The 16266-nt window shown below is 65.8% G+C and carries 14 protein-coding genes; 7 read left to right on the forward strand and 7 right to left on the reverse strand.

Features of this window, described 5'->3' with window-relative positions; genetic code table 11:
- Nucleotides 1-14 precede the first annotated feature (14 nt).
- Complete coding sequence (locus tag ABZ789_RS10980; protein WP_358423268.1) at nt 15-1253, reverse strand: FAD-dependent oxidoreductase; 1239 nt, start codon at nt 1251-1253, stop codon at nt 15-17.
- Between the two features lie 121 nt (nt 1254-1374).
- Here ABZ789_RS10980 and htpG point away from each other — a divergent pair, with 121 nt between their 5' ends.
- The 6 genes from htpG to ABZ789_RS11010 all read left to right on the forward strand — a co-directional run bounded on the left by htpG (nt 1375) and on the right by ABZ789_RS11010 (nt 9893).
- The gene (htpG, locus tag ABZ789_RS10985; protein WP_358423271.1) at nt 1375-3300 is read left to right on the forward strand and encodes a molecular chaperone HtpG; all 1926 of its coding nucleotides are present in this window, start codon (nt 1375-1377) and stop codon (nt 3298-3300) included.
- Nucleotides 3301-3344: 44 nt separating this feature from the next.
- Nucleotides 3345-4121: an HAD-IIA family hydrolase gene (locus tag ABZ789_RS10990; RefSeq protein ID WP_358423274.1), complete on the forward strand. Its 777-nt coding sequence runs from the start codon at nt 3345-3347 to the stop codon at nt 4119-4121.
- Nucleotides 4122-4234: 113 nt separating this feature from the next.
- Nucleotides 4235-4759, forward strand: a complete 525-nt coding sequence (locus ABZ789_RS10995; RefSeq protein ID WP_358423277.1) for a DUF6764 family protein — start codon at nt 4235-4237, stop codon at nt 4757-4759.
- Nucleotides 4760-5016: 257 nt separating this feature from the next.
- Nucleotides 5017-6642 carry a chaperonin GroEL gene (gene groL, locus ABZ789_RS11000; protein ID WP_358423280.1) on the forward strand — a complete coding sequence of 542 codons (1626 nt, stop codon included), beginning with the start codon at nt 5017-5019 and terminating at the stop codon, nt 6640-6642.
- A 1160-nt stretch (nt 6643-7802) separates the two neighbouring features.
- Nucleotides 7803-8801: an alpha/beta hydrolase family protein gene (locus tag ABZ789_RS11005; protein WP_358423283.1), complete on the forward strand. Its 999-nt coding sequence runs from the start codon at nt 7803-7805 to the stop codon at nt 8799-8801.
- A 963-nt stretch (nt 8802-9764) separates the two neighbouring features.
- Nucleotides 9765-9893 (forward strand): hypothetical protein, encoded by a 129-nt coding sequence (locus ABZ789_RS11010; RefSeq protein ID WP_358423286.1) that lies wholly within the window; start codon nt 9765-9767, stop codon nt 9891-9893.
- 116 nt (nt 9894-10009) lie between these two features.
- Here the strand turns inward: ABZ789_RS11010 and ABZ789_RS11015 are convergent, their stop codons facing one another.
- Both ABZ789_RS11015 and ABZ789_RS11020 read right to left on the reverse strand, forming a co-directional pair.
- On the reverse strand, nt 10010-10213 hold the full coding sequence (locus ABZ789_RS11015; protein WP_358423288.1) for a PspC domain-containing protein: 204 nt from the start codon (nt 10211-10213) through the stop codon (nt 10010-10012).
- Nucleotides 10214-10310: 97 nt separating this feature from the next.
- Nucleotides 10311-10664, reverse strand: coding sequence for a hypothetical protein (locus ABZ789_RS11020; protein ID WP_358423291.1), 354 nt, complete (start codon nt 10662-10664; stop codon nt 10311-10313).
- A 159-nt stretch (nt 10665-10823) separates the two neighbouring features.
- Here ABZ789_RS11020 and ABZ789_RS11025 point away from each other — a divergent pair, with 159 nt between their 5' ends.
- Nucleotides 10824-11681: an alpha/beta fold hydrolase gene (locus ABZ789_RS11025; protein WP_358423294.1), complete on the forward strand. Its 858-nt coding sequence runs from the start codon at nt 10824-10826 to the stop codon at nt 11679-11681.
- On the opposite strand, the gene ABZ789_RS11030 is transcribed toward ABZ789_RS11025, so the two are convergent.
- Genes ABZ789_RS11030 through ABZ789_RS11045 form a run of 4 tightly spaced genes read right to left on the reverse strand, consistent with a single transcriptional unit; the run spans nt 11667 to nt 16190 of the window.
- A complete protein-coding gene (locus ABZ789_RS11030; protein ID WP_358423297.1) occupies nt 11667-13508 on the reverse strand; it encodes a TIM barrel protein in 1842 nt (613 codons plus the stop codon). The genes ABZ789_RS11025 and ABZ789_RS11030 overlap by 15 nt on opposite strands.
- Nucleotides 13508-14374 carry a shikimate dehydrogenase gene (locus ABZ789_RS11035; RefSeq protein ID WP_358423300.1) on the reverse strand — a complete coding sequence of 289 codons (867 nt, stop codon included), beginning with the start codon at nt 14372-14374 and terminating at the stop codon, nt 13508-13510. The genes ABZ789_RS11030 and ABZ789_RS11035 overlap by 1 nt, the downstream gene beginning before the upstream one ends.
- Nucleotides 14371-14835: a type II 3-dehydroquinate dehydratase gene (gene aroQ / locus ABZ789_RS11040; RefSeq protein WP_358423303.1), complete on the reverse strand. Its 465-nt coding sequence runs from the start codon at nt 14833-14835 to the stop codon at nt 14371-14373. Before aroQ ends, ABZ789_RS11035 begins: the two co-directional genes overlap by 4 nt.
- On the reverse strand, nt 14832-16190 hold the full coding sequence (locus ABZ789_RS11045; RefSeq protein ID WP_358423306.1) for an MFS transporter: 1359 nt from the start codon (nt 16188-16190) through the stop codon (nt 14832-14834). The genes aroQ and ABZ789_RS11045 overlap by 4 nt, the downstream gene beginning before the upstream one ends.
- Nucleotides 16191-16266 lie beyond the last annotated feature (76 nt).

Genomic DNA, 16266 nt, shown 5'->3' on the forward strand with positions numbered 1-16266 from the left:
TCGAGTCGAGCGGGTCAGCGAAGAGGATCGAAGGAGCGGAGCAACGGATCCGGCTCGCCGGTCATCGCCTCGGCGAGCAGCCGGCCGGTGAGAGGACCGAGCGCCACACCCCACATCCCGTGTCCACCGGCGACATGGACCCGATCCGAGCGGGTGCGGCCGATCAGCGGAAGCCCATCGGCCGTGCACGGCCGCGAACCCACCCATTCCTCGCGTCGCTCTTCCCAGTCGACATCCCTCAGCAGTGGTCGCGTCGCCTCGACGATCGCTCGGATACGTCGCGGGTCGAGCGGCGCATCGGCGCTGCGGAACTCCATCATTCCTGCGATCCGGAACCTGTCGTGCAAGGGTGTGCACGCCACCCGCTGAGCCGGAAAGTAGATCGGGTTCTTCGGAATGCCCGGGGGCCGCACGCTGAAGCTGTATCCCCGGCCCGCCTGGACCCGCGTGCGCACGCCGAACGGTCGCGCGAGCGGTCCCAGCCACGCCCCGTTCGCGAGTACCGCAGCATCCGCGGAACGGGAGTCCCCGCCGTCGACGACGACATCCACTCCGCGCCCGGTGTCGCGCACCCGCACAACCTCGGTGCCTGTCGCGATCTCGCCGCCCCGCGCGCGTACCGCATCGGCCAGCGATGCGACGAACCGCGGCGGGTCGGCGAACCGTTGCCCCCGAATCCGCACACCCGCCCGCACGGCATCACCGAGCAGCGGCTCGAGTGAGTGGAGGGTGTCCGCGTCGATCGGATCGAAGTCGATCTCGCTACCGGCTCGGCGCGCGCGACCGAACTCCTCGATCAGTGTCTCGCGATCGGAGTCCGAGGTGAACGCTGCCAGGAACGGGTCGGCGAGCCGGGTCTGTTCCGCGACGCCACCTGCGGCGAGTTGGCCGTATGCGTCGAGTGCGAGCCGGTTGGCGCGCGCGAACACTTCCATCGCCGACGTCCAGCGCTGCGCCGTACAGTGCCGGGCGAAGTCGGCGAGGAAGCGCAGCAGACGCAGATCAGTAGTAGGTGGTATGTAGACCGGGGAGGACGGCCGGAACATCGACCGCAGCCCGTAGCGCAGGACGGCCGGCTCGGGCAGCGGGAGCGTCAGCGCCGGGGCGATCCACCCCGCGTTCCCCCACGACGCGTCACCGGCGACACCGGTCCGATCGAGCACGGTGACCTCGATACCGCGCTCCTGCAGGAACCATGCGGTGGACAGGCCCACGATCCCCGCACCCACGATCACTGTTCGACGCACGGCCATCGCCAACCTCCCCAGTCACGAAGCCAGTCCCTCCATCATGCCCCGGAAGCGCCTGCCGGGCCGGACTCGCCGACGGCTTACTATTTCCGGGGAAGTTCTGCTTGTGGAAAGGGAAACCGGAATGAGTACGAACGTCGAACAGCGTGAATTCCAGGCCGAGACGCGGCAGTTGCTGGATCTGATGATCCACTCGATCTACTCGAACAAGGACACCTTCCTGCGCGAGTTGATCTCCAACGCGTCCGACGCTCTCGACAAGCTCCGGATCGAGTCGTTCCGAAACAAGGATCTCGATGTCGACACCTCGGACCTGCACATCGAGCTCGAGGTCGACAAGGACGCACGCACCCTCACCGTGCGCGACAACGGCATCGGCATGACCCGCGACGAGGTGGTCGACCTCATCGGCACCCTCGCGAAATCCGGTACCGGCGAGCTGCGGCAGAAACTGCGGGAGGCCAAGGACGCTGCGGCATCCGAGGAACTGATCGGTCAGTTCGGTATCGGCTTCTACTCGTCGTTCATGGTCGCCGACAAGGTCACCCTCGTCACCCGCAAGGCCGGGGAGAGCGCAGGCACCCGGTGGGAGTCGAGCGGTGAATCCACCTACACCATCGCGGAGGTCGACGACGCACCTCAGGGCACCGCCGTGATCCTGCATCTCAAGCCCGAGGACGCCGAGGACCATCTGTTCGACTACACCTCGCAGTGGAAGCTCGAGGAGATCGTCAAGAAGTACTCGGACTTCATCGCGTGGCCGATCCGCATGGAGGTCTCGCGCACCACGAAGTCGGAGGACGGCACCGACGAGGTGACTTTCGAGACGAAGACCCTCAATTCGCAGAAGGCGCTGTGGGCGCGTTCGCGGGACGAAGTCTCCGACGACGAGTACAAGGACTTCTACAAGCACATCGCCCACGCCTGGGACGAGCCGCTCGAAATCATCCCGATGAAGGCCGAGGGAACCTTCGAATACCAGGCTCTGCTGTTCATCCCGGAACACGCACCGTTCGACCTGTTCGCCCGCGAACGCCGGACCGGTGTGCAGTTGTACGTCAAGCGCGTGTTCATCATGGACGACTGCGAGGATCTCGTCCCCGAGTACCTCCGCTTCGTCAAGGGTGTGGTGGACGCGCAAGACCTGTCGCTCAACGTCTCTCGTGAGATCCTGCAGCAGGACCGGCAGATTCGGGCGATTCGCCGGCGCCTGACGAAGAAGGTGCTCGCGACCGTCAAGGACATGGCGGCGAACGATCAGGACAAGTACAAGAAGTTCTGGCGCGAGTTCGGCCGGGTCGTCAAGGAAGGCCTGATCTCCGACACCGACAACCGCGATACGCTGCTGGCGATCTCGTCGTTCGACTCGACCGCGAGCGACGAGGAGCAGACGACGCTCGCCGGATACGTCGAGCGCATGAAGGACGGCCAGGACGCGATCTACTATCTGACCGGCGAGTCGCGGCAACTGCTCGAGAGCTCTCCGCACATGGAGGCGTTCCGGGACAAGGGCATCGAGGTCCTGCTGCTGACCGACCCCGTGGACGAGATGTGGGTCACCTCGGTTCCCGAGTTCGAGGGCAAGCCCTTCCAGTCCATCGCCAAGGGTGACGTCGACCTCGGAACCGAGGACGAGAAGAAGGCGGCCGAAGCCGAACGCGAGGAGAAGGAAAAGGAGTTCGGCGACCTGCTGTCGTGGATGAAGGAGACCCTCGACGACCAGGTGAAGGATGTGCGGCTTTCGTCGCGCCTGACGACCTCCCCGGCCTGCATCGTCGGCGACACCTTCAGCATGTCGCCCGCACTCGAGCGGATGTACAAGGCGTCGGGCCAGCCCGTGCCGCGGGTCAAGCGGATCCTCGAGCTCAACCCCGATCACCCACTGGTGTCGGGTCTGCGCACCGCCCGGGCCGAACGGCCGGACGACGCCTCGCTCGCCGACGTCGCCGAATTGCTCCACGGTATGGCTCTGATCGCCGAGGGTGGCGAGGTGGAGGACCCGGCACGCTTCACCCGACTGCTCGCCGAGCGTCTCGCGGGAAGCGTGTAGCCCGAGCGTTTCGCCGCGAGAGATCCCGCAGATAGGCTCGACCCATGACGCATGTGGACGGGGTGCTGTTCGATATCGAGGGTGTGCTCGTCACCGACTGGCAGCCCGTCCCAGGAGCGGCGGACGTACTGGCACGCTTGCGCGCCGAGGGCGTCCGCCGCTCCTTTCTCACCAACACGACCTCCCGGACGTGCGCGCAGATCGCGGAGCGCCTCACCGATCTGGGGATGGAGGTGGCGCCGGACGAGATCGTCACTGCGGTGTCCCTCACCGTGGACCATGTCCGGCAGACCTATCCGGGCCTGCGCTGCTGGGTCCTCAACGAGGGGGACATCGCCGCAGACCTGGAGGGCATCGTCCTGGACGAGGACGATCCGCAGGTCGTGATCCTCGGCGGTGCAGGCGACAGCTTCACCCACCGGGCGATGAGCCGCGTCGCAGAACTGATGCTCGAGGACGTGCCGGTGATCGCGATGCACCGGGCGCTGTCCTGGCAGGCCGCCGACGGACTCCGCATCGACACCGGGGTCTACCTGGCGGGACTCGAGGAACTCACCGGTCGTTCGGTGGTCTCGGTCGGCAAGCCCTCGTTGCGCGGTTTCCTCGCCGCGGCGGAGCGGCTGGGGGTCGAACCCGATCGGATGGTGGTCGTCGGAGACGATCTGGCGGGGGAGGTCGTCCCCGGTCAGCGTCTCGGAATGACCGGAATTCTGGTGCGCACCGGCAAGTTTCGGCAGTCGGTACTGGATCTGGCGGTCGACCGTCCGGACCACGTCATCGATTCGGTCGCAGATCTTCCCGAACTCCTCGGCAGCCTGTGACACGTGCTCTCGCGTGAGGCGGATGTGGTCGGTACCCTACCGCCGGGGCGTTCGTCCCGTTCGCGTAGACGCAGCCTTTCGCGTAGAGGCACTCCAGTGCAGAGGAGCCGTTCTTGTCCATCCGTTTCTTCCGTTCCGTTCTCACCGCGCGTCGTTCGCTCCGCGCCGGTGTATTGGTTTCCGTCGGGGTGGCCTCGGCCGCGCTGTTCGGTACCGGCACTGCCGCGGCCGCGCCGGTGACCTGTGTGTCCCCTCCTTCTGCCAACGAGATCCTGGTATCGGAGGCCGCCAGCTGCGGCGCCACCGCCCAGGACGCCTTCGCGCGTTCCTATGCGGCCGACAGCGGCACCGCAGTGTCGGTGGCCCAGACCTCCGGCGCCGCCGAAGCCCACGCGACGGGCTTCGGCACGGCGCTCAGTGCGGCTCGTGACGGCGGTCGTTCCTATGCATACGCACTCGGCGGGGGATTGAGCCACTCGTGGGCGCAGGGCCCGGCGACGACCGTGTCCATCGCGGGCTGGGGGTCCGGCGCTACCGCCGACACCACCGGTGTCACGTGCGTCGGGGCTCAGTCGTTCGCGGTCAACACCGCGACGGGCCAGTGGTGCGCCGTGGGGGTCGGTTCCACGCCGCGGTGAGTCGAGCGCGTAGTCGGCGATCGGCGGATCGCCTGACGGGGGTGGCGGGTGCCGGTAATCTTGCACTCGCCACCCCCGAGTGCTAAGAATGCACTTAGCACTCGCAACACGTGAGTGCCAGGTCGGGACGGTGAGACCGGGTTTTCGACACCCCTGGTCGTCCGTCGCGGGCACTGATTCCGGCCGCAGGCGTACATGGAGCGATCCGACGAGCGATCGCTCCGGTGTCACCCCCATACCCGGAGGATCACTTCGCAATGGCCAAGATCATCGCGTTCGACGAAGAGGCCCGTCGCGGCCTCGAGCGTGGCCTCAACAGCCTCGCCGACGCAGTCAAGGTGACGTTGGGCCCCAAGGGTCGCAACGTTGTTCTCGAGAAGAAGTGGGGCGCCCCCACGATCACCAACGATGGTGTTTCCATCGCCAAGGAGATCGAGCTCGAGGATCCGTACGAGAAGATCGGCGCCGAGCTGGTCAAGGAAGTTGCCAAGAAGACCGACGACGTCGCGGGTGACGGCACCACCACCGCAACCGTGCTCGCCCAGGCTCTCGTTCGCGAGGGTCTGCGCAACGTTGCTGCCGGCGCCAACCCCCTCGGCCTCAAGCGCGGCATCGAGAAGGCCGTCGAGGCCGTCACCGCCAAGCTGCTCGACACCGCCAAGGAAGTCGAGACCAAGGAGCAGATCGCTGCGACCGCAGGCATCTCCGCCGGCGACCCCGCGATCGGTGAGCTCATCGCCGAGGCCATCGACAAGGTGGGCAAGGAAGGCGTCATCACCGTCGAGGAGTCCAACACCTTCGGCCTCCAGCTCGAGCTGACCGAGGGTATGCGCTTCGACAAGGGCTACATCTCCCTCTACTTCGCCACCGACGCAGAGCGTCAGGAGGCAGTGCTCGAGGATCCCTACATCCTGCTCGTCAGCTCCAAGATCTCGACGGTCAAGGACCTGCTGCCGCTGCTCGAGAAGGTCATCCAGTCGGGCAAGCCGCTGCTGATCATCGCCGAGGACGTCGAGGGTGAGGCTCTGTCCACCCTGGTTCTCAACAAGATCCGCGGCACCTTCAAGTCGGTTGCCGTCAAGGCTCCGGGCTTCGGCGACCGCCGCAAGGCCCAGCTCGCCGACATCGCCATCCTCACCGGTGGCGAGGTCGTCAGCGAAGAGGTCGGCCTGTCCCTCGAGACCGCCGGCGTCGAGCTGCTCGGCCAGGCACGCAAGGTCGTTGTCACCAAGGACGAGACCACCATCGTCGAGGGCGCGGGCGATCCCGATGCCATCGCCGGTCGCGTCAACCAGATCCGCGCCGAGATCGAGGCTTCGGATTCGGACTACGACCGCGAGAAGCTGCAGGAGCGCCTCGCGAAGCTGGCCGGCGGCGTCGCCGTCATCAAGGCCGGCGCTGCGACCGAGGTCGAGCTCAAGGAGCGCAAGCACCGCATCGAGGACGCCGTCCGCAACGCGAAGGCTGCCGTTGAAGAGGGCATCGTCGCCGGTGGTGGCGTGGCCCTGCTGCAGGCCGCTCCGGTCCTCGACGACCTCAAGCTCGAGGGTGACGAGGCCACGGGTGCCAACATCGTCAAGGTTGCCCTCGAGGCGCCGCTGAAGCAGATCGCCTTCAACGCCGGCCTCGAGCCCGGTGTCGTCGCCGAGAAGGTCCGCAACCTCGAGGCCGGCCACGGCCTGAACGCTGCGACCGGCGACTACGAGGACCTGCTCGCTGCGGGCATCAACGACCCGGTCAAGGTCACCCGCTCGGCGCTGCAGAACGCTGCGTCGATCGCGGCGCTGTTCCTCACCACCGAGGCAGTTGTCGCCGACAAGCCGGAGAAGGCCGCCGCTCCCATGGGCGACCCGACCGGCGGCATGGGCGGCATGGACTTCTGATCCGCCCCTGAGCCACACGAGGCCCGATCCCACCAGGTGGGGTCGGGCCTCGTGCTCGTGCCCGAGTTGAGTGCGTGGACCTCACGCCGGGCCATGTCCTTCTCGGCTGCGGCCGTGGTCGAAGCGGACTTGCACCGGCCGAAATTGCGAACATTTGCGCGCGCTGAGCTTTTGCGAGGCAGCACGTTGTATATCTCGTCGGCTACGGGGACTGCCTGGCGAATACGATTTCGAATGCGATCCAGCGCCTCATCGACGCCGGTCACGCCTGAAGTGCTGATGATCGAGGCATGCTCAAAGGCATTATCGGAGCATTCGTGGATCGGCTGCACTCTGCTACCAGCGACGAGGAACGAAGAATTCGACATCCTCCGTTATCTCGAGTTCCGGCCGACCGGCACCCACTCATGGGAGATTGCGCAGGAAGATCGATGTGGACCGGGGGCCGGCCGCAGCGTACTTCCGCCACGGCCGACCCCCGGTAGCAATTCGATGGGAAAACCCTCCGATCCCCCATCGAGGAGCGTTACGCCCCAGCGCCGCTCACGGAACCACCGAGTTCGACGCTTCCGGTTCCGAGGATTCCGAGAACGTCACGGATGCCCTCGAAGCCGACCTGTACGAGCTGATTCAGAAGATCCAGCATGTTGTCTCCCTTCGGTTCTTCGACAGCGCTGCTGCCATTCTTTCTTCTCACGCCCAACTGTGAGCGCAATGCGAGTGTCACACAGTGTTCGAGGGCTCGCAGAGCCAGATAACGAAATCGTCTCTACTCGGCGCTGGTCGGGTGGCAGATTCGCGAATATATAACGAATGTATATCGTCGAATTACGAGTGGTGAAATAGTGCAATCCGGCTGCGGGCTATTGGGCATCAGAATCCACAGTGCGAAATCGGGCAACGCCGTGGGGTCGACCGCCGACGAAGTCCCGCCGATCGACTCTCGTCGCTCCGGTAGGCCGTATTACGCGTACCTCAATGGAATCGGGGGTACGGGATTTCCTCTCCGTCTGTCGACACCCCGACGGACTGCGCTCCATGGCCGTACGAGACGAACTCGACCGATTCGTCGCTTTTGCGCGGACCATCGGGTATACATAGTCCCGTTGTCGGGGAACGGCAAACCGGACTCTTTCCGCTCAGGCGGAGATGGGGGTGCGATGATCTCGGCTGGAGTTCGACGGATCCTGGTTGCCGTCTCGGTGATCGCGGTGATCCTCCTCGGCTTTCCGGCCGGAACGTCTGCGCGGCCGGCTCCTCATCTGTCCCGGGTCGAAGTCGAGAACGCCCGCACGGTCGTCGCCCACGTGTACTCGGCCGCGATGGATCGCGTCGTGCGACTGCGGGTGCGGACGCCCGCCGATACGAATCGACCGCGCCCCACGCTGTACCTTCTCAACGGAGCCAGCGGCGGCGAGGGGATCGCGAACTGGGACGCGCAGACGGATATCGACGCCTTCTTCGCGGACAAGAACGTCAACGTGGTGACCCCTCTCGACGGGGCGTTCAGCTATTACACCGACTGGATGCGGGACGATCCTGCGCTGGGTCGCAACAAGTGGACCACCTTTCTGACCCACGAACTCCCGCCGATCATCGACGCGCAGTTCGGAACCACCGGCGTCAACGCGATCGCGGGACTGTCGATGTCGGGGACATCGGTTCTGAGTCTGGCGATTTCGCGTCCGGGACTGTACAGGGCGGTCGGCGCGTACAGCGGCTGTGCCGAGACCAGTACGGAACTCGGCCGACTCTACGTCCGCACCGTGGTCGAAAGTCGTGGCAGGGCAGATGTCGAAAACATGTGGGGACCGTCGGACGGACAGGGGTGGATCGAGAACGACCCCTATGTGAACGCCGACAGGCTACGCGGACACGCGCTGTACATCTCGTCCGCCAGCGGTCTGCCGGGCCGGCACGAGCATCTCGATGCGCGATCGGTCGACGGCGACCCGGCGCTGTTGGCGAATCAGGTTGTGGTGGGCGGAATCATCGAGGCGGCTGTCGACGACTGCACCCGTCGTCTCGCCGTCCGCCTCGGAGAGCTCGGTATCCCGGCACATTTCGAGTTCCGCGCTGCCGGCACCCACTCGTGGGGGTACTGGCAGGACGACCTCCACAACTCGTGGCCGATGATTGCGAGGGCTATCGAGTCCTGATCGACCGGAAGGATTCCGAGCGTGTCCCGCTCCTGGTGGGACTCGCGGGTCGATGCTGGAAGCTGTTCTTGTGTAACATGTTTCAATTTTACTTGTTCTTTCCAGGGTATTGACGAGCCGGTTCGCCGGCCGTAATGTGACCTACGGCACAGGGCGCCTGAAAGTTGTTGTGTCGCAGTTTCTTCACTTCCCCACGTCCAAGGAGGCTTCATGGGTAGCACCACGATCACCGAAGTCATCACGTTCATCTTCTCTCTGCTCTCCCAGAGCGCGCAGTTCTTCAGCTGACGCTGTTCCTCGCGCGACACCGCTCTGCACTGTTCCGTCCTGCTGTACCCGATGACCGGAGATCTGACGTCTTCGGCAAATACCTGGAGGAAAGATGGGAAGCATTTCGAACGGCCTCGAAGTTGTCGGTCAGCTCATCCAGCTGTTCTTGGTGATCGGTCCGGAGTTGTTGACCGGCTCGCTGTAATCCCGCCATCGACCCGGGGCGGCAGTGCGACGCATTTTTGCCCCTCCCCGAACTGTACGAGCCCGATCCCGCTGCGGTGGGATCGGGCTCGTGTTTTCTCCGGGTCCGCAAGTACCCGTGAGCTGGGGCGTCGAGTAGGTGAGCGTAAAAGTGCTCGGGTGAATTGATTTCCGGAGAATGGAGCGGCGCGTTCCGGGGCGGGGTGCCCCGCACAGCGGTGGTCGAGTCGCATATTCGAGGCGATTCGGAATTATCGATACGAAACATGCATTATGGGTGCGAATATTTGTCGACTCGGCGAAACCTGCCCCGAACTGCATCTATGTGATCGCAATATTAAATGTGATTACCGTCACAGTGGCTGATTCGATTTCTCGGCTCGCGACATCTGCACATCTGTGTTCAAAATGGACCGAGCCCGTTGGAATTCGGGTTCACGGAAGAACTGAACGAGATCCGTTCGGATTCATCGAACGAAGGAGATTGACATGGACGCTATTCTCGAACTTCTGGCCTCGGTCCTTCAGGTGTTCGGTAGCTCCGAGTTGCCGGAGACCGGTAGCGCCGGCGAGCTGCTCGAAAGCGGCAGCGCGGTACTCGAGGGCAGTGTCCAGTAACTCTCGCCTCGAAGTACGCAAGGCGTACGTAAACCTCGCAGCCCCGGTGGACAACCACCGGGGCTGCGAGGTTTATCTCGACCCTGCGAGCTTCGTCGACCCTTCGGGAATTCGGTTCAGCCCTCGGGCATCAACATCCACAGTGCGAGGTAGAGCAGCACGGCGGTGCCGCCGGTGATGAAGGCTGCCAGCACTGCGCCGGCGCGGACGAGATTGATGTCGATGCCGAAATAGTCGGCCAGCCCGGCACATACACCACCGAGCATGCGCTGGGACGACGAGCGGGTGAAGGGGCGGGGAGACTGATTCTCGAAGTTCATGCACTCATCCTGTCGCGGCAGCAGTTCCGGCACATCGGGGACCGACCCGGATCTCGACCCTGATCTTCTTCTGGGGGTCGACGCCGCCGCGGACCGCTCAGCGGCAGACGATCGTCAGTCCGATGCCCCGCCACACCTGACGTTCGATGCGGTCGAACTCGCCGTCGGCCCGGTCGTATTCGTACTCGACGACGGTGTGGTACCCCCGGTCGCGCTGGGAGGTCACGGTGCAGTGGCCGCCGGCGAAGCCGGAACGGTTCACGATCGCGTACGGCACATCGGTCGCGGTAAGCACGTCGACCGCGGCGCGTTCGTTCATGCCGACGACGACCGGGGCGGGTTGTGCTGTGGCGGTACCTGTTCCGAGAAGAAGGGCGACGGCTCCCAGTGACACGGCAGCGCCCGTGAAGGTGGCGGTCGCGAAGCGGGAGTGTTCGGGGCGGTCTGGCATGGGATCCTCCGAGGGTTACGGGATCGGACCCTTCGATCGTCCGCCGCGCCCCCACCCGAGCACATCGGGGCGCGTCCCCCATCCCGACCCCGAGAACCGGACTCGGGGTGGGCGCGGAAATCGGTGACCGGTGCGCACGTATCGGCCTAGTCTGGGCCGGTGGAGACCGTACCGATCCAGCTACCCGGTGGCACGACCACGCCGGTGCGCCTGTTTCCGGGACCCGACCACGAACACGAGACGCGCCGCGACGCCTCCCGCGCCGTGGTGGTTGTCGTGCCCGGACTCGGGATTCCGGCCGGCTATTACGAACCCTTCGCCCAGGCCCTCGCCGATCACGGATTCGACGCGGCGATCTGTGAGCTCGCCGGTCAAGGAGACAGCCGGCCTCGTCCGGGTCCGGACAGCACCTATGGTTACCACGAGATCGTCGCCACGCATTTTCCCGCGGTGTTCGAAGTCGTGCGGGAGAGGTTTCCCGACTCGACGCCGTATCTGCTCGGCCATTCGATGGGTGGGCAACTCGGCGTGCTCTACGCCGCCCGTGTCCGCGGCCGCCTCGGCGGACTGATTCTCGTCGCCTCCGGAACCCCGTACTACCGGCACCACAGTGGAATCCGGGGGCCGGGTCTGCTGGTCGGCGCGACCGCGATGTCGCTCACCGCGGCTCTCGCGGGGTTCTGGCCCGGCGACCGTATCGACGTCGGCGGCTTCGGCCGGCAGTCGCGTGTGCTGATCTCCGACTGGGCCGGACTCGCTCGCACAGGGCGATTCGAACCTGAAGGGGCGGACATCGACTACGAGGAACGCGTCGGCAGGCTGACTCTGCCCGTTCTGTCGATCACCATCGACGACGACAACCTCACACCTGTGGCCTCCGCGCGACACCTGCTCGGGAAACTGCCGCGCGCCGACATCACCGAATGGCACAACCCGCGGCCGCTCGGTCACAACGGGTGGATCCGCGACAGTGATGACACCGTCGCCGAGGTCGTCGCCTGGCTACGTGACCGTTGACGCGACCGTTGTCGGTGCCGTGAGAGCGGCGAGCCGGACGTGCGCGTCGGCGGCGCCGTAGCCCGAGTAACCGCCGCGTCGTTCGAGCAACTCGACCTGGAATCCGCCCTGCACCGGCAGGGTGTAGGCGTGCAGGAGTTCACCGCCCTCGTCGTTGCGGTCGTAGAACAGATCGTTCTCCCGCAGCACGGTGAGAAGGTCGGTGCCCAGGGCGAAGCGTGCATCGAGATCGGCATAGTAATTGGCGGGTGGTCGTAGGAATTCGACACCCCGCGCACGGGCACGGCGCACCGCCCCGACCGCATCCGCGGTCGCGAAGGCCAACTGCGTGATGCCACGGCGTCGAGGCGCCGAACCGGCCTCCGAGACCTGCAATGCGACCCGCAGGTCGCCCTGCTCGGCACGCAGAGCACGGATCCGCAGCCGGCCATGGGGCTGGATGTACTCCTCCGGATCCTCCGGCCGCAGCCCGAACAGGGTGCGGAAGAACGACATCTCCTGATTCAGATCATCGGCGGTGACGGTGACATCGACGTGGTCCAGGCCGAGCCAGTCGTTCCCGCCCGGTTGCGGCTCCGCAGTGCCGTCGTGCGGTAGGAAGTCGCGACGCCAGTCGTCGGGTTCGCCGGGCGAGGCACTGACGAAGACGTGAAGACCGGACGGGGACGTGATGCCCGGCAGGTCGGCCTCACCCTCCCCACGCGTCCGGTCGACAGCGGGCCACAGCAGGTTCGCGGCCCGCTCCGACACCGCGGCGACATCGGGCGCGACGAGTCCCAGCGCGGTCGGCGCCGGTCCCGCCGCGGACCGCTCGTTGAGGACGACGTTCGCACCTCCGTTGCGCCACCACGTGACCGGCTTGCTGCGATGCCTGCCGGCGAGGTGGAAGCCGAGACCGGTCAGCAGGGCCGGATATTCGCTGCGGTCGGGGTCGGCCAGTTCGACGAACGCAGCGTCGGTACGCGCCGGCAGGGGCGGGGCGACGGTCACCTTCTCCCGGGCGACACCCGAGACCCGCGCGCCGAGCCGATCTTCGAGGAACAACAGCGAGCGCATCGCGTCGCGTGCAGTCACATACGGATCCGCTTCGCGGACCACATCACTGAAGACTTCGAGCGACAACGGACCGTCGTATCCGGTGTCGAGAACGGCCGCTACGACACCCGAGACGTCGAGCATGCCCTGGCCCGGGAAGCACCGGAAGTGCCGGCTCCATTCGAGGACGTTCATGTCGAGCACGGGGGCGTCGGCGACCTGCAGGAAACCGATTCGATCCCCCGGGATACCGGCCAGGGCGGTTCCGTCGTCGCCGCGGGCGAGCATGTGGAATGTGTCGACGGCCAGTGTCACGGCCGGGTGGTCGGCGCGCTGGACCAGGCTCCATGCCTGTCCGACGCGGTTGACGTGCCGCCCCCAGGCCAGTGCTTCGTAGGCGAAGGTGACGCCGAAATCGGCGGCGAGCTCGCCGACGGCGTGCAGTTGTGCGGCCGAGAGGCCGGGGTCGTCGAGTGCGGTCGGCAGCGCATTCGAGCACGCCAGGAAGGTTCTCGCACCCAGCTGGTCCATCACTTCGAGCTTGCGTCGGACGCGGTGCAGGACATCGGAGAACCGCGCCGGTTCGATCCCCTCGATGTCGCGGATCGGCTGGAACAGATCGACGGTCAGTCCCAGATCGGAACATCGACGCGCCACCTCGGTGGGGGACAACGGTGAGGCCGTCAGATCGTTGTCGAAGATCTCGATCCCGTCGAAACCGGCCTCGGCGATCGCGTCGAGTTTGTCGGCGAGAACGCCGGATAGTGAAACGGTAGCGATTCCACGGCGCATCAGCTGGTCAGCTCCTCGAAGTGTCGGGCCATTCGTTCGGCGTCGGGCTCGCGTCCGGTGAAATATTCGAAGGCACCCACGGCCTGGAAGACGGCCATTCCGCCGCCTGGCACGACGCGGCATCCGCGAGAACGGGCGAGACGGATCAGTTCGGTTTCGAGGGGAAAGTACACGACGTCGGACACCCACAGGTCCTCGCGCACGAGGTCGGCGGGCACCGGCAGGCCCGGATGGCCGGTCATCCCCGTCGGGGTGGCGTTGACGAGTCCCCGCGCGGTGGCAAGGGAACCGCTGAGGTCGGTGGTCGCGCAGACCCGGTCGTCACCGAACCGCTTGGCGAGACGTGTGGCGCAGGCGTGTGCCTTCTCGACGTCGACATCGACGATCGAGACGTGTTCGGCGCCCTGTGCGAGCAGTGCATACCCGACGGCCGAGCCGGCACCGCCCGCCCCGACGAGTACGGCACGGTCGGAGACCGAAGCGGGCAACCGGCGGCGGAAGGCTCGCCCCCAGCCCGACCAGTCGGTGTTGCGTCCGAGGGCACGTCCGTCCCGGAAGACCACGGTGTTGACGGCGCCGAGATCTTCGGCGTCGTCGGACAATTCATCGAGCAGAGGAATGACCACCTGCTTGAACGGGTGGGTGATGTTCAATCCGTCGAAACCGAAGCGTTTCGCCCAGTAGAGCATGTCGGGAAGATCGTCGGCGGCGTAACCGATCTGCTCGGCGTCGAGCAGGCGGTAGGTCAGATTCAGGCCTGCGGCGGATCCTTCCCGCTCCTGCATGGCAGGGGTGAGAGAACCGCCGATGCCGGCGCCGAGAAGTCCCAGCAGGATGGAGTTCCGCGGGGGAACGGAGGTGGTCATGGAGCAGTTTCCTCGGTGTCGGTGGCGAGCGCGATCAGGTGGCGGACGGCGAAGGTGTAGCCCTCGGGTCCGCATCCGGCGATCACGGCCTTCGCGACGGGCGCGACGAACGATCGGTGCCGGAACGCTTCACGTGCATGCACATTGGTCAGGTGGACTTCCACGATCGGTGCCGTGACGGTCGCGAGCGCATCGTGCAGTGCGACGGAGGTGTGCGTGTACGCGGCCGCGTTGATGACGAAACCGACTGCCGAGTCGCGCAGCTCGTGAATCTGATCGACGAGGGTTCCCTCGTGGTTGGTCTGTCGGAAGTCGATGTCGAAACCCGGGCCGTCGGCGGTGCGGCGGCACGACCTCTCGATGTCCGCCAGCGTGGCGGTGCCGTAGAGATGAGGTTCGCGTCGACCGAGCAGAGCGAGATTGGGCCCGTTGAGTACCGCGATCGTCGGACGTGCGTTCACGATGCGACTCCGGCAGGAGCGGATGCGGTGCTGTGGTCGTGCGGCCGCAGGCCGACCTCACGGGTGGGGATGCGGTGGGTGCCGGAGGGTCCGGTGGCCACCGCGATCAGCGAGATGACGACGGCGCCGACGCAGAACAGGGCCACGCGATACCAGTTGTCGGCGTTGCCGCCCATGAGCGAGCCCGCGATCGCCGGGGTGAAGCCGGCGAGCGCGAAGCCGAACTGGGTACCGATGGCCATGCCCGACAGACGGACGCTCGTGGGGAAGTACTCGGCGTAGGTGGCGGGCCACACTGCGTTGGGCATGCTGTAGACGACGCCGGCGAGCAGGATTCCGGTGACGAGGACGAGCGGCACATCGCCCCGCGAGATCGACCAGAGGAATGCCGTGACCATGACGGCGCTGCCGATCAGGCCTGAGACGAAGACCGGCTTGCGACCGATCCGGTCCGACAGCAGAGCCCACAGGGGGATGGTTGCCACAGCGATGACATTGGCGATGATCGCCAGCCACAGCATCGTGCTGTCGCTGATGCCGATGCCGTATTCGTCTGCCGTGGCGAAATTGAGGGCGAACACCTGGAAAGCGGTGTTGACCATCGCGATGAAGGCGGCGAAGAACACCCGGAGCACGCCGGTCCGGTGGTGCCGGAACAGCACGGTCAGCGGCGCCTTCGGGGCGGTGTCGGTCTTCTTCTCGGCGTGGAATTCGGGGGTCTCGTCGAGGCTGCGGCGGATGAGGAAACCGATCAGGACGATGACGGCGCTGATCCAGAAGGGCACCCGCCAGCCCCAGGATTGCAACTGCTCCTCGGAGAGCAGGGCGATCACGGGCAGGAACATCAGCGGCGCGAGCACCTGCCCGCCCTGCGTGCCGCTCAGTGTCCAGCTGGTGAAGAAGCCGCGCCGGTTGTCGGGTGCGTGCTCGAACGACATCGAGTTCGCGCCGGCCTGCTCGCCCGCAGCGGACAGACCTTGGAGGAGTCGCAACACGACCAGCAGGATCGGTGCGACCATCCCGATCTGTCCGTAGGTGGGCAGACAGCCGATGAGGAAGGTCGAGAAACCCATCAGAAGCAAGGTGCCCACGAGGATCAACTTGCGGCCGAAGCGGTCGCCGATGTGGCCCATCAGGATGGAACCGAACGGCCGGGCGACGTAGGCGACACCGAAGGTGGCGAGCGAGGCGACGGTCGCCACCGCCTGGTTCCCCTCGGGGAAGAAGATCTCGGGGAAGACGAGCGCGGCGGCGGTGCCGTAGATCGCCAGGTCGTAGTACTCCAGTGCGCTGCCGCTCCACGCGGCGAGTGCCGCCTTGCGGGGCGTGCGCTGCACTGCGGTGTTCTCTGTCATCGGATGCCTTCTGGGTGTCTGCAGTGTCGGATACACACCGACGGTAGGAGTGTGGCGCAGCGCACGGCAATCGTTT

This window comes from Rhodococcus sp. NPDC047139 (assembly GCF_040643435.1).
Lineage (GTDB): Bacteria > Actinomycetota > Actinomycetes > Mycobacteriales > Mycobacteriaceae > Rhodococcus.

Excerpts from the sequence above, each read along its gene's own strand:
- ABZ789_RS10980 (WP_358423268.1), bottom strand. The coding sequence starts at position 1,253 with ATGGCCGTGCGTCGAACAGTGATCGTGGGTGCGGGGATCGTGGGCCTG.
- htpG (WP_358423271.1), top strand. The coding sequence starts at position 1,375 with ATGAGTACGAACGTCGAACAGCGTGAATTCCAGGCCGAGACGCGGCAG.
- ABZ789_RS10990 (WP_358423274.1), top strand. The coding sequence starts at position 3,345 with ATGACGCATGTGGACGGGGTGCTGTTCGATATCGAGGGTGTGCTCGTC.
- groL (WP_358423280.1), top strand. The coding sequence starts at position 5,017 with ATGGCCAAGATCATCGCGTTCGACGAAGAGGCCCGTCGCGGCCTCGAG.
- ABZ789_RS11005 (WP_358423283.1), top strand. The coding sequence starts at position 7,803 with ATGATCTCGGCTGGAGTTCGACGGATCCTGGTTGCCGTCTCGGTGATC.
- ABZ789_RS11010 (WP_358423286.1), top strand. The coding sequence starts at position 9,765 with ATGGACGCTATTCTCGAACTTCTGGCCTCGGTCCTTCAGGTGTTCGGT.
- ABZ789_RS11015 (WP_358423288.1), bottom strand. The coding sequence starts at position 10,213 with ATGAACTTCGAGAATCAGTCTCCCCGCCCCTTCACCCGCTCGTCGTCC.
- ABZ789_RS11020 (WP_358423291.1), bottom strand. The coding sequence starts at position 10,664 with ATGCCAGACCGCCCCGAACACTCCCGCTTCGCGACCGCCACCTTCACG.
- ABZ789_RS11030 (WP_358423297.1), bottom strand. The coding sequence starts at position 13,508 with ATGCGCCGTGGAATCGCTACCGTTTCACTATCCGGCGTTCTCGCCGAC.
- ABZ789_RS11035 (WP_358423300.1), bottom strand. The coding sequence starts at position 14,374 with ATGACCACCTCCGTTCCCCCGCGGAACTCCATCCTGCTGGGACTTCTC.
- ABZ789_RS11045 (WP_358423306.1), bottom strand. The coding sequence starts at position 16,190 with ATGACAGAGAACACCGCAGTGCAGCGCACGCCCCGCAAGGCGGCACTC.